This window comes from Sporosarcina sp. P19, assembly GCF_002743165.1.
GTDB classification, from domain to species: Bacteria; Bacillota; Bacilli; order Bacillales_A; family Planococcaceae; genus Sporosarcina; species Sporosarcina ureae.
The window spans coordinates 82,089-94,869 of the sequence record NZ_PDYR01000006.1 but is presented as its reverse complement, the minus strand read 5'-3'; the positions used below and the strand labels follow the sequence as shown (position 1 = coordinate 94,869).

Below are 12,781 nucleotides of genomic sequence, written 5' to 3'. Positions count from 1 at the left end.
ATTATGACATCGTCTTGAATGATCAAAATAGTTCTCGTACTGAACAATAGTTTTGATACAATACAGAAAGAGTACATAGGGAATTTATCCGGATAAGTGAAAGGCGTGTATATAATGAATGAAGAATTGGTAATGAAGTATATCGTGGCGTGCACAAATCTATATGGGATTGTGCCTGTTGAAAAAGTGGTTGAGATCTACAATAATCAAAACAAAGAAGAGATTTCATTGGATGAAGTGGAAAGATTTTTGCAATCAGAGCAAGTGAAAGAAAAACTAGAGGAGAGCTTCGTTTATATTCAATCAAACGAATTTGTAGCTGAAGCGACTAGCGAAGAGGATGAAAAGGACAACCTAAAACGAAATGCAGCTGGAAAGCCATATTACATACCTGGAAAAGAAGAATTACTGCGATTCATTGATGAAGAGTACTTTCAAGAAACGCGAGAGCAGGTAAAAGTAAAGAATATGTTAAGAGAAGACTTCGGCGATCAATTGAATGTAGAGGAAGAAGTCTCTGAACTAGTATATAATTTGCAAGTAAGTGGCGGCGACTTCATGATGGAACTTTCATTATTTGTATCCGGACTGGAACTGCCTATTAAAGAATCCGAGCGCTATATCCCTGCGATTGTTGAATTGGCGGACACGACCAGATTATGGGAAAACCGAGGGCATACTATGAAAGAATTACAACAACACTAATTAGTTCATTTCAATAGACAATGCTTAACTCAGCAAGATAGAATAAGGGTACATTAAACACTTTGGAGGATATCATTCATGACTTTAAAAGAATTAACTGCAAAAGAAGTGCAAGAGCAACTAGAAAGCGGTAAAGAGCTCAATATCATCGATGTACGTGAAGATGACGAAATAGCAGAAGGCATCATTCCGGGTGCACAACACATCGCACTTGGCAACCTACCCGTTGTAATGCATGACTTAAATGCTGAAACACCTTACATTCTCGTATGCCGTTCAGGCGGCAGAAGTGGCCGTGCGCAGGAGCTTATGGCAGACGAAGGATTCGATGTAACAAACATGGTGGGCGGCATGTTAGCATGGGAAGGCGAAACAAAATAATAAGCGAAACCAAAGCTGTCGTAAGAAGTGAAAAACTTCTTGCGACAGCTTTTTATATATGCGTTCCACCGTAGAGTGTCGCATTTCTACCTAGTTACGTAGTGTGCGTGCACCTCTAGTGCAACGGTGTCTTCACTCTTACAAATCCATAGCATAAGCCCATGGTACACTTCACTATCTCCTACTCTAAACAGCTTCTCATATACTACGTAGACATAACCTCAAAAGTCCAAGCGTATAGTGAAAGAAAAAGGCGGTGTCTGTATGAAAAAGTGGCTTGTAGCAGGGTTGCTAATAATTTTCTCGTTAGGTGGAGTGTTATACGGCGTCAAAGCATCTGATCGTGGCTTCTTTCTGCCCTCAGAACTTGGTGGGGTAAGCATCCTCATTGATCCTGGGCATGGTGGGGAAGATGGGGGTGCTTCAGCAGGTGAACTCATTGAAAAAGATATTACTTTAAACATCTCCCATGAAGTGAGTAAACTATTAAAGAAAAAAGGGGCAACTGTAGAAATGACGAGGGAGAAAAGTGGCGATGCGGTCGCGGAACATGCACCATCCGAGAAGTTTACCTCGTTGAGAAGTAGAAAGTTCGCAGACCTGAAACTACGTGAAAGCATGGCCGTCGATTCGAAGCCCGACATGTTTATCAGCGTACACGTTAACGCAATTCCAGAAGAACGCTGGAGAGGAGCACAAGTATTTTATCATCCAGGCGGCCATCCAGAGGGTAAGCAACTAGCGACGTCGATCCAAAACGAATTGCGTGATCAGTTGAAAAATACAGAGCGAGAAGCCATGAAAATCACAGGGGTCTACTTATTGAAAAAAGTACCAGTGCCAGCTGTATTGGTAGAAACAGGCTTCCTGTCCAATCCAGAGGAAAGAAAACTATTGGCAAATAAATCATATCAGAAAAAAGTGGCTGCAGCGATTGTGGATGGAATTGTGAAATACCAACTTGCTGAAGAACAATGAAGCATATGACGTTTTAGTGAATAGGGAATATGATATACTGAAAGGGAGTGAATGAATTCAGTAAGGAGTGTTGAATGTGATTAATGAACAACAAGTCCGTGAACTGATTGGCGCATTGGAAGATCCGTTTTTACATAAAACATTGGCAGAAACGAATGGTATTGTGGGTGTAACCATTAAACCTGAAAAAGAACACGTCAGTGTTAAAATCGCGATTGCGAAAGTGAATACCGGAGAGCAATTGACGCTACAATCAAAAATAGTTGAAACGTTGAAAGAAGCAGGAGCCGACTCGGTGGGCATTCGATTTGAAGAGCTGCCTAAAGAAGTGTTAGAGCAATTCCGGGGTACAGTTACGGAAGCGGAAACACAAGATATCTTATCCCCTTTATCTAATATCGAGTTTATCTCGATTGCATCTGGTAAAGGCGGTGTAGGAAAATCTACAGTCTCTGTCAACTTAGCAGTAGCTTTAGCTAGACGCGGCAAAAAAGTTGGTTTGATTGATGCAGATATTTATGGATTCAGTGTTCCGGATATGATGGGTATTACAGCTATGCCTGAAGTCCGGGAGGATCGTATCATGCCAGTAGAACGTTTTGGTGTCAAAGTGATATCAATGGGCTTCTTTGTTGAAGACAACGCACCTGTCGTATGGCGTGGACCTATGCTTGGGAAAGTGTTGGATCAATTCTTCCGCGACGTGGACTGGGGCGAGTTGGATTACTTATTGCTCGACTTACCACCAGGAACAGGTGACGTGGCGCTTGATATTCACCAAATGATTCCAGCATCTAAAGAAATTGTCGTTACTACTCCACACCCAACTGCAGCATTCGTTGCAGCACGTGCAGGGGCGATGGCATTACAGACTGAACATGAGTTACTCGGTGTGATTGAAAACATGTCTTGGTTCTCATCGCAAGCAACAGGCGAGAAAGAGTATGTCTTTGGACAAGGCGGCGGTGTTCGTCTTTCTGAAGAACTTCGTACGGAATTATTAGGACAAATTCCTCTCGGCCAACCTGACTGGAACGAAACGGATTTTGCACCTTCCGTCTACGCAGAAGATCATCCGATAGGAAAAATCTATTTAGACGTTGCCGATACAGTAATTAAAAAAACAGAAAAGTAAAATGTAACAGACGAAGAAAGGATTATTTTCCTTCTTCGTCTGTTTTTTCTTCTTTAGCGTCACCCTTAGCGGATTCCTCACCAGCACCTTTTCCTGCCTTCATAATCAGTTCTTGCCACTTTGCTTGCATGAGAGGACTATTGATTGTATCCTCTATGGCCTTCTCCATTTCCTTCTTGAGCGTTGCTGAATTCACGATATTCTCCATTTGCTTCATCATGTCTGGTTGACCAAAAAACTTCTCCATTTCTTTTTGAAAAGAAGCATCTCCCATCAAATCTTTCATAATATCCGCTTGTTGCTTTTTCATGCTTTTTGCGATGGATTCAGTGAATTTAGGATCTTCAAAAGTTGTTTTCCAAAAAAGTTCTCCTTCTTTAGAAAGTAATACATTCTCAATGCTCTGCTTGACTTCGGGCTGTTCAAGTACTAATAACTCCCTGAACTCAGGATCAGTCATCAATTTACGGAGTGCTTTTTTTCCGTCTTCCGTTTGGATTGCATCCGTCATCATCTTTTTCATCTCATCATAGCTTGGCGCCGCCTGATGACCTCCGCTGCAACCCGTAAGGAATAGAAGGAATAGAAATAGAACTGCAAATTTTTTCATTCCACTCAACCTTCCACTTGTATTTTCATTTATTGTTCACAATATAAGAAGGAATATGCATGAATCGTTCAATGAAATAGATTTTTTTGTCGATCGTTGATACACTAGGATGGACATGATAAAAAGGGGAACAGTACTGTGACAATACGAAATTGGGTTAAATTTTTCTTACGCGCAATGGCAATTGGCGGAGCAATCACAGCGGTTGTCGGTCTAATTGTACGTTGGGATTTTTTCTATGGATACTTACAGGCAGGCGAGATATGGCAATTTCTTGGTGCTTTTTTATGGATGATTTTCTTAGGATTTACAATGAGTGTGATTGCGCAGATGGGCTTCTTCGCCTACTTAACCGTCCATCAGTTCGGCGTAAATATATTCCGTACGCTAACATTATGGAATTGGGTGCAAATGCTGATCATAGTAGTGGTACTGTTTGATTTAGTCTTTTTCCGTTTTCAATTAACGAAAGAAGATACAAGTCGTACATTTTTGTATATTTTCTTACTCATCACCTTAATTGCAGTATCAGTAGTGACAGCGTACTTTAAAGCACAGTGGACAAAAAAACATGCATTAATTTCAGCATTATTCTTCATGATTGTGATCACGACGCTTGAATGGTTACCGGCACTAATGGTCACTTCAGGTAACAAAGATGAATGGGTAACCATTCTTTTATTTCCGCTTCTCGCAGTGAATGCGTATCAGTTATTAATATTGCCTAAATACAACAAACAATCCGATGTTGATAAAGAAAAGCTAGATCAACGCAGAACGGAAAGAAAAAATGCGAAGGAACAAGCGGGTAAATCCAAAAAAAACTGACAGGAGATTTTTCTCCCGTCAGTTTTTTTATTGTGGAATTTTTTTTGTTTTTACAGTTGACCGAAATAACAGGTCCTCTACGGATTGAAAAGTACGGCTGGCAATTAATCGCTGAATCTCAGTTGTAGCTACGTGTTCGTTACGGGCATATGGAACGGCAATAATTTCACCCTTTGAAGCTTTCGGTAATGCGCCGCCAGACCACTGGACAGTAGATCCAAGGGCGTTGATTTCTGCTTCGCTTAATTCTTGCAGCAGCGCTAAGGGGAATTCTTCATCTGTCGTACGGAACCAAAGAGGTCGCTTGCTAAACAATTCTTCAAACGTTTGAAGTTGCTCGCTCAACAGATTGGGATCGTTTTCATACTGTTGACCCTCTGTACCGAGTAATGCGACAGGTAGAGAACGCTGTTTAATTTGCTCTGTAATATGAGGGAAGCGTGAAGCCCAGTCACTATCGATAAATAATAAAGGATAGGGCTGCGACAATTTTTCAAGAAGTTCCTCCACTTCTTTATCACCGAATGAAATATTGATGGTCAATGCCGAACCTTGTGTACCTTTCACTATCACTGCAGGTTGTTCGGTCAATCGGAAAACCGCCTTCAAGGTAGAAGAAGGCTTGGCCAATTGAGGGATGAAAGCTAGGAATAGTGCAGTCAATACAAGAAGGAAGAGAAGTTTTTTGATCATGCCAATCTCCTTAACTATGTGAAGTCTAAACTATTGTATGAAAAACCCTTGACGTATATGACTAAGCCCACTATAATTAAAAAAGCTTGAGTGATTTAAAAGTATTTGTTGCAGAGAGTTAGCAAACATGCTATAATGGTTTTTGTCGTCAAACGTACTACATATAATATTATTCCGCAGTAGCTCAGTGGTAGAGCAATCGGCTGTTAACCGATCGGTCGTAAGTTCGAGTCTTACCTGCGGAGCCATTTTTTATGCTTCCATAGCTCAGCAGGTAGAGTGCTTCCATGGTAAGGAAGAAGTCGCCGGTTCGAGTCCGGCTGGAAGCTCCATGAACACTTTTATGGCCCCTTGGTCAAGCGGTTAAGACACCGCCCTTTCACGGCGGTATCACGGGTTCGAATCCCGTAGGGGTCACCATTTAATTTTTAAAAGTAAAGCAGCAATTGCGAAGGTACTTCAATTAAGAACGCCACATCCTGTGGCAACATCGAAGTCAGCACATCCTGTGCAAGCGAAGCGAGTAGTGCAAGGAAGCAAGTGAGAGAAAGAAGGAGCGTACTCAGGTACGTGACTGATTGAGCGAATGAAGCCTGACGCAGCAATGCGAAGCTTATCGCAATTTTAACACGGTGGGGTAGCGAAGTGGCTAAACGCGGCGGACTGTAAATCCGCTCCCTCCGGGTTCGGCGGTTCGAATCCGTCCCCCACCACCATGTTTGTTTTACCTGTAGAAAAGAATAACCAGCTATTCGTTGGGGTATAGCCAAGCGGTAAGGCAACGGACTTTGACTCCGTCACTCGTTGGTTCGAATCCAGCTACCCCAGCCATTTTACTAACGTACGTACAATTCTATATTTAAAATATACAAACCTTTTATTTTTTGAAAAATAGAGGGTTTTTTTGTTGAATAAAATACTTAAATATATAGAACAATTTGAATAATCATGTATAATAATCTGTAACACATATAGGTATTTAAACTTGTATGCATGACGAAAAATAACCAGATATAGGGATTGTGATATAGCTATGCAAGAATTTCTAAACGGCATGAATGCACTTGTTGAGTCTAGTAGTGAAAAAGAATTGCAAAAGGTTCTTAGTGATATTGCCTATACATTAGAACAGGCAGCTATCGTCGCAATCACCGACTCAAAAGGAACGATTCAATATGCCAACGAACACTTCGAAAAAATTTCAAAATACTCAAAAGAAGAATTAATTGGTGCTAATCAACGCATTGTCAACTCGGGTCATCATGATGCAGCATTCTTTAAAGAGATGTGGGCAACGATTGGGGCGGGCAAGACTTGGCGTGGCGATATATGTAATCGTGCCAAGGATGGAACAACTTACTGGGTAGACACAACGATCGTCGCATTTTTAAATCATAAAGGAAAACCCTATCAATATATCGCAATTCGCTATGACATTTCCGAGAGAAAGAAAATGGAACTAGAAATCCGAAAAAATGCAGATCTTTACGAAATTATTACAGATAATGCATCTGACTATATTGCCGTCATTGATCGGCACGGGAAATTCTACTATGTTTCACCATCCTTTCAGAAGCTTCTTGGGCATTCAGTGGACGAACTACTTTCCAATTCATTCTATTCATATATTTATAAGCAAAACCGCCAAAAGGTAGAAAAGAAAATTTTGCAATTTGGGAGATATCAGTACCAAGCACTCAATTTGGAGTATCCTTTTCTAGATAGTAAAAATAGATTGCACTTCATGGAGGCAAAGATTGATAAAGTGAGGGAATCAGTTGAATATGAAGACAAACTACTAGTCGTCATGCGTGATGTCACAGAACGTGTGAAATCAGACGAGAAAATCAAATACCTTGTCTACAATGACCCATTGACTTCCTTAATGAATCGAAATTCATTTAGGGAACAGATGGCGCTAGCATTTGAAAGAGCACGTACCCGCAAGCAAATATTTGCTCTCGTTCATATGAATATTGATCGACTACGCTATGCAAATGATTTACTTGGGCATGAAGCAGGAGACTATTTATTGGCGATGGTTGGAGAAAGGCTGAAAGAGAGAACAGGTCCTGAAAGCCTGTTAGCGCGTATTGCGGGAGATGAATTTGCCTTCATCATACCCGGATTGCTAGACGCAGAAGAGTTTTATAATCATGCGGAAGATATTCGTACTTTCTTAGAAAAGCCTATCCAAGTTGGAAAACAAACCTACACATTGTCTATAAGTTGTGGTGTTTCTATGTATCCTGAACACGCCGATCACCCTTCTGATTTGATCACTAAAGCCACATTGGCGTTAAGTAAGGTCAAGATACGTGGTGGCGGGGATACTGTACTGTACAAGCCCGGTACTTCAAAGATGTCGTTAGAGCGAATTTTGTTGGAAAATGAATTACGTAAAAGTGTGCAACAACAACACTTTTATCTTGAGTATCAGCCGAAAGTGTTATTGGATACTGGCGAATTGACAGGCGTAGAAGCGCTTGTACGTTGGAATCATCCAGATTTAGGAGTGATTCCTCCTAATAAATTCATTCCGCTAGCCGAGGAAACAAAAATTATCGTACCGCTAGGTGAATGGATTTTACGTGAAGTGTGTAAGCGCGCAGAGATAGAGGTGGCAGCTGGTGAAACCTGCCGATTCGCTGTAAATGTCTCCACAGTCCAAATGAAAGAAGAGGGCTTTGTTGACACTGTCTTGAATATTATTAAAGAATACCATGTACCACCTGAGATGCTAGAGTTGGAACTGACAGAAAGTTCATTTATCGATACGGAAGGTATGAAAGAATCCATTCAAAGACTTCGAAGTGAAGGTATTACTGTTGCGATTGACGACTTCGGAACCGGTTATAGTACGTTTAGTTATATTAAAGAACTCCCAGCCGATACGTTGAAAATTGATATGGCATTTGTGAGGGATGTATTGGAAAATGAGAACAGTCAAGCTATTATCAAAGCAATTGTAACTCTTGCTGATACCGCAGGGTTAAACGTAGTGGCAGAAGGAATAGAATTACCAGAGCAGGCAAAAATGCTCTACAACTTAGGGTGCCGCGAAGGTCAGGGCTATTATTACGGTCGACCCATGTCACTAGAAAACGCGAAAGAGATAAGAGAATACGGTTCTACTTAAAAATATAAATATCAGGTTGGAGGATTAGTTATGCGCGAACTAGACATTTCTTTAATAGGAGTGCCCGTAGATCTTGGCCAGAGCCGACGTGGAGTGGATATGGGACCAAGTGCAATTCGATATGCAGGAGCGATAGAGCGTCTACAAGCTTTGGGTCATCACGTAACGGACGAAGGTAATATTTCTGTTTCTCCTGTTCACGATTTATCGTGTAATGAAGCGGGATTGAAGAATTTAACAGAGGTGACAGAAGCGACCGAAGAGCTTGCTGCGACAGTTTCGGCTATTGTAAAGAACAAGAAGTTTCCATTAGTGCTTGGTGGAGACCATAGTATCGCAATAGGCACACTTGCAGGGTTGGCGGAACACTATACAAATCTTGGTGTTATTTGGTACGATGCGCATGCAGATATGAATACAAGCGAAACCTCTCCGTCAGGAAATATCCACGGTATGCCACTCGCGGTCAGCATTGGGCTGGGACATGAGCAATTAGTGAATGTGCATAATAAAGGAGCGAAAATCAATCCTGAAAACGTAGTAATTATCGGAGCGCGCTCAGTGGATCCTGGTGAACGACAATTAATTAAAGAAAAAGGCGTAAAAGTGTTTACTATGCATGAAATTGATTGTTATGGTATGTCAGCAGTGATACAGCAAACGCTTAAATATTTTGCTTCAAGACAAGTAGATGGTGTTCATTTGTCATTAGACTTGGACGGTTTAGATCCGTTGTATACCCCGGGAGTTGGAACACCGGTACCAGGTGGGATCACCTACCGTGAAAGTCATCTGGCGATGGAATTGCTAGAAGATGCAAATGTCATTACATCCGCGGAGTTTGTTGAGGTAAACCCTATACTGGATGAGTACAATAAGACGGCTGATGTGGCAGTTGGACTGATGGGTTCGTTATTTGGTGAAAAGCTACTATAATTTGTGGAAGTGATTAAAGCCTGCGGGTTTTGATCACTTTTTTCTATTAAGGAAATTACTACCACAGATAGCTGAAATAATGATAAAGTAGAGATGGACATAATAAATAAAAAAAGTGAAACTAAATGAAGTTTCTAACGTATATAAAGGGACAGCCGCATAGGAGCGGAGAGTGAAGCCTATTGGACGAATTAATTAACAAACGAGTAAAAGAAGTTTTACATGGTAATCAGGAAGCTTTTGAGGAAATCGTCATCCATTTTCAGCACCGTCTATATCAAGTATGTTACCGAATGTTGAACAATGCAGCAGAGGCGGAAGATATTGCACAAGAAGCCTTTGTGCGAGCCTATGTAAACTTGGAAACCTATGATCAAAAGCGAAAATTTTCTACTTGGTTGTACCGTATTGCGACCAATTTATGTATTGACCGCATTCGTAAGAAAAAACCTGATTACTACTTGGATGCTACGGTGCCAGGAACGGAAGGCTTGGATATGTATTCGCAAATCGCAACGGATCATCAGTTACCGGAAGAAGAAGTAGAGAAGATGGAAATGAAAGATCGTGTTCAATACGAAGTAAACAGGCTGCCCGATAAATACCGTACGATTATTATTTTGCGATATATGGAAGACCTACAGTTGCAGGAAATCGCCGACATTTTGGAGATGCCACTTGGTACGGTAAAAACACGAGTGCATCGAGGAAGAGAAGCGCTTCGACAACAAATGGGTAGTATGTAGGAGGTTGGATTCATGGAAAAATGTCCTAAACATGTTGTCCATTATATGCATGCGTTTTTAGATGGTGAAATCACCAATGATGAAGAGCAGATTATGAACGACCATCTGAAGTTATGTGAAGAGTGTAGAGAAATATTTGAGGAACTAGAGCAAACTGTTACTTTATTTAAGGGTGTCGATGTAGTGGAAGCGCCCGCTGGATTTGTTGATGGCGTGACGGCAAGATTGCCGAAACAGATGATCAAGAAAGGTCCGAATAAGTGGTTTCGTCAGCATCCATTTATGGTGGCGGCTGCGATGTTTTTACTACTGATGAGTGCATCTTTTTTCTCGAGTTTTGAAAATGAGCAGCAGTTTTCATTTACAAAACAGCCTAATTTAGTTGTTGAAGGGGAAACGGTGGTTGTACCGGCAGGCGAAACGGTTGTAGGAGACCTAGTCGTGAAGAATGGGGACCTTCGAATTGAAGGAGAAGTGGATGGCAATGTCACAGTCATTAAAGGTTCCAAGTATATGGCTTCAACGGCCGTTATAACGGGATCAAGTGAAGAAATCAATGAGATATTTGATTGGCTATGGTATAAGATGAAATCTGTTGCAAAAGATATTATTCCTGCGTCGAAGGAACAAAAGCTTGAAAATGAATGACGAAATAGATTGTAAAGTGATGCGGCTTCCGAGCTTACGCATCACTTTTTTGATTTACATTCAGATGTTCAATACCTTTTAGTTGGGCATGTTAGTTGGGAATTATGTTATACTAGATGTATAAGAATTTTTTAAAAGGTAGGGGAAGCACATGCCGGGTTTGGAGCAAGTAACAACATTAGCACCAATAGAAATACTGAAAAATATTGTGGATGTGCTTCTTGTTTGGTTCGTACTCTATAAATTAATTACTATTATTAAAGGAACAAAAGCTGTTCAATTATTGAAAGGTATTTTTGTGATTTTAATCGGTCGCTATATTACGGAATGGCTCGGCTTGAAGACCCTCCAATGGATGATGGAGGAAGTACTTCGATTCGGTTTTTTGGCTGCAATCATCATATTCCAGCCTGAATTACGTAGAGCATTGGAGCAACTAGGACGGGGGAGGCTCTTTGCGCGGACTGCTATGCAGGAGGAAGAAGAACGTGACCGCTTGATTGAGGCATTCGTCAAATCCGTTAGCTATATGGCGAAGCGACGAATTGGTGCGTTAATCACAATTGAGAAAGAAACAGGTCTTAGTGAATATATCGAAACAGGTACCCCTATGAATTCACATATTACTTCCGAACTTCTTATCAATATTTTCATTCCAAACACACCACTGCATGACGGTGCAGTCATTGTGACGAAAAACCGTATTGCTGCTGCGGGTTGTTATTTACCATTGTCGGAAAGTGCATTTATTTCCAAAGAGCTCGGTACACGACATCGTGCTGCGCTTGGTATCAGTGAGGTCACTGATTCGGTAACCATCATTGTTTCAGAAGAAACCGGTGCCATCAGTCTAGCTGTAGAAGGGGAAATCAATCGTAAATTAGATATCGAGGAGTTCGAAAAACTATTACGTATTTCCTGGTTCGGTAACACAACAGGACAAACAGATACTTCTCTATGGAAGTGGGGGAAGAGAAAAAATGGATAAATTCATGGATAGCCCCTGGTTTTTACGACTGACTGCTCTTTTTTTAGCCATTATGCTGTTTTTATCAGTAAAAGCTGAGGATCAATCTAGTCGTAATACAATAGGCGATATGTTTGATCTCATGCAAGATGTACCTGTGGAAGTATATTACGATACGGAGAATTTGGTAGTAACCGGAGTACCTGACATGGTCAATATGACAATTGAAGGGCCGGCCCAAATTGTACAGACTACTAAGTTGTTAAAGGATTTCACATTGAAATTGGATTTGCAAAATTTGACACTCGGTGAACATAATGTACGTATACAAGCAGAAAATTTATCAGATAAACTAGATGTTCGACTTGACCCTGCAACAGTGACTATTAACATTGAGGAAAAGGTAACTCAATCATTTCGTGTCGATCCAGAGATGAATACTAGATTGCTAGCAGACGGCTATGAAGTGAAAAGCATGGGAGTCCAACCTTCCTCGATTAATGTTACAGGTGCGAAAAGTGTTGTGGATGCGATTAGTTTCGTAAAAGTTTCTATTACAAGTGACGGTAGCCTTGATAAACCTTTTGAGCAAAAATCTCGTGTTCGCGTATTAGATCGCGACTTGAATAAGCTCTCCGTTGCATTGGATCCGGAAGAAGTCACGGTCAAAGTGGATGTTCAGGAATATAGTCGTGAAATTCCGTTGAAGTTGCAACAAAAGGGTCAATCACCGACTGGAATAACTATTGAAAGTGCTGTACCCGAGAGTCAATCAGTCCGCATTCACGGACCAAAGAGTACAGTGGATGCAATCAAAGAAATTCCAGTAGAACTGGATATCACTAAAATAACTAAATCCGGAAAAGTGGAAGTAGATGTAAAGAAACCTGAAGGAATTACTAAAGTGACACCTGCCAAATTAAAAGTTCAGGTGAAAGTTTCAGGTGAAACTTCTAACGTATCGAAAAAGACAGATGATAGTAAAGAATCGTAAAGCTCGTACCAAACGTGATCT

At 41.0% G+C, this 12,781-nt stretch carries 13 protein-coding genes and 5 tRNA genes; 16 read left to right on the top strand and 2 right to left on the bottom strand.

All coding sequences use genetic code 11. From position 1 onward, the window contains the following. The first annotated feature begins 114 nt into the window (after positions 1 to 114). The 4 genes from CSV74_RS08550 (at position 115) to CSV74_RS08535 (ending at position 3,199) form a co-directional block, all read left to right on the top strand. Entirely contained in the window at positions 115 to 705 is a 591-nt protein-coding gene (locus CSV74_RS08550) for a hypothetical protein (RefSeq protein ID WP_099691351.1), read from the top strand. Between the two features lie 78 nt (positions 706 to 783). Next, the gene (locus CSV74_RS08545; protein ID WP_099691350.1) at positions 784 to 1,086 is read left to right on the top strand and encodes a rhodanese-like domain-containing protein; all 303 of its coding nucleotides are present in this window, start codon (positions 784 to 786) and stop codon (positions 1,084 to 1,086) included. Between the two features lie 264 nt (positions 1,087 to 1,350). Next, on the top strand, positions 1,351 to 2,064 hold the full coding sequence (locus tag CSV74_RS08540) for an N-acetylmuramoyl-L-alanine amidase (RefSeq protein ID WP_029053234.1): 714 nt from the start codon (positions 1,351 to 1,353) through the stop codon (positions 2,062 to 2,064). A 76-nt stretch (positions 2,065 to 2,140) separates the two neighbouring features. After that, on the top strand, positions 2,141 to 3,199 hold the full coding sequence (locus CSV74_RS08535; RefSeq protein ID WP_099691349.1) for an Mrp/NBP35 family ATP-binding protein: 1,059 nt from the start codon (positions 2,141 to 2,143) through the stop codon (positions 3,197 to 3,199). A gap of 22 nt (positions 3,200 to 3,221) precedes the next feature. Here the strand turns inward: CSV74_RS08535 and gerD are convergent, their stop codons facing one another. Beyond that, a complete protein-coding gene (gene gerD, locus CSV74_RS08530) occupies positions 3,222 to 3,809 on the bottom strand; it encodes a spore germination lipoprotein GerD (RefSeq protein ID WP_029053232.1) in 588 nt (195 codons plus the stop codon). Positions 3,810 to 3,947: 138 nt separating this feature from the next. Here gerD and CSV74_RS08525 point away from each other — a divergent pair, with 138 nt between their 5' ends. Continuing rightward, complete coding sequence (locus CSV74_RS08525; protein ID WP_099691348.1) at positions 3,948 to 4,637, top strand: KinB-signaling pathway activation protein; 690 nt, start codon at positions 3,948 to 3,950, stop codon at positions 4,635 to 4,637. 27 nt (positions 4,638 to 4,664) lie between these two features. Here CSV74_RS08525 and CSV74_RS08520 read toward each other — a convergent pair whose 3' ends face one another. Then, a complete protein-coding gene (locus CSV74_RS08520) occupies positions 4,665 to 5,330 on the bottom strand; it encodes a polysaccharide deacetylase family protein (RefSeq protein WP_099691347.1) in 666 nt (221 codons plus the stop codon). Between the two features lie 173 nt (positions 5,331 to 5,503). Here CSV74_RS08520 and CSV74_RS08515 point away from each other — a divergent pair. The 11 genes from CSV74_RS08515 to CSV74_RS08465 all read left to right on the top strand — a co-directional run bounded on the left by CSV74_RS08515 (position 5,504) and on the right by CSV74_RS08465 (position 12,760). Beyond that, positions 5,504 to 5,578: transfer RNA gene (locus tag CSV74_RS08515), tRNA-Asn, on the top strand. Between the two features lie 8 nt (positions 5,579 to 5,586). Next, positions 5,587 to 5,662 (top strand) — tRNA-Thr (locus CSV74_RS08510). A 13-nt stretch (positions 5,663 to 5,675) separates the two neighbouring features. Next, positions 5,676 to 5,750: transfer RNA gene (locus tag CSV74_RS08505), tRNA-Glu, on the top strand. Between the two features lie 211 nt (positions 5,751 to 5,961). After that, positions 5,962 to 6,046, top strand: a tRNA-Tyr gene (locus tag CSV74_RS08500). A gap of 40 nt (positions 6,047 to 6,086) precedes the next feature. After that, positions 6,087 to 6,161, top strand: a tRNA-Gln gene (locus CSV74_RS08495). 202 nt (positions 6,162 to 6,363) lie between these two features. Then, complete coding sequence (locus CSV74_RS08490; RefSeq protein WP_099691346.1) at positions 6,364 to 8,469, top strand: sensor domain-containing protein; 2,106 nt, start codon at positions 6,364 to 6,366, stop codon at positions 8,467 to 8,469. Positions 8,470 to 8,499: 30 nt separating this feature from the next. Then, on the top strand, positions 8,500 to 9,405 hold the full coding sequence (gene rocF, locus CSV74_RS08485) for an arginase (protein ID WP_099691345.1): 906 nt from the start codon (positions 8,500 to 8,502) through the stop codon (positions 9,403 to 9,405). A gap of 182 nt (positions 9,406 to 9,587) precedes the next feature. Then, a complete protein-coding gene (sigW, locus tag CSV74_RS08480; protein ID WP_029053228.1) occupies positions 9,588 to 10,151 on the top strand; it encodes an RNA polymerase sigma factor SigW in 564 nt (187 codons plus the stop codon). 12 nt (positions 10,152 to 10,163) lie between these two features. Next, complete coding sequence (locus CSV74_RS08475; RefSeq protein ID WP_099691344.1) at positions 10,164 to 10,799, top strand: anti-sigma factor family protein; 636 nt, start codon at positions 10,164 to 10,166, stop codon at positions 10,797 to 10,799. Positions 10,800 to 10,950: 151 nt separating this feature from the next. Further along, the gene (cdaA, locus tag CSV74_RS08470; RefSeq protein WP_029053226.1) at positions 10,951 to 11,787 is read left to right on the top strand and encodes a diadenylate cyclase CdaA; all 837 of its coding nucleotides are present in this window, start codon (positions 10,951 to 10,953) and stop codon (positions 11,785 to 11,787) included. Then, a complete protein-coding gene (locus CSV74_RS08465) occupies positions 11,780 to 12,760 on the top strand; it encodes a CdaR family protein (RefSeq protein WP_099691343.1) in 981 nt (326 codons plus the stop codon). Before cdaA ends, CSV74_RS08465 begins: the two co-directional genes overlap by 8 nt. Positions 12,761 to 12,781: the final 21 nt, after the last annotated feature.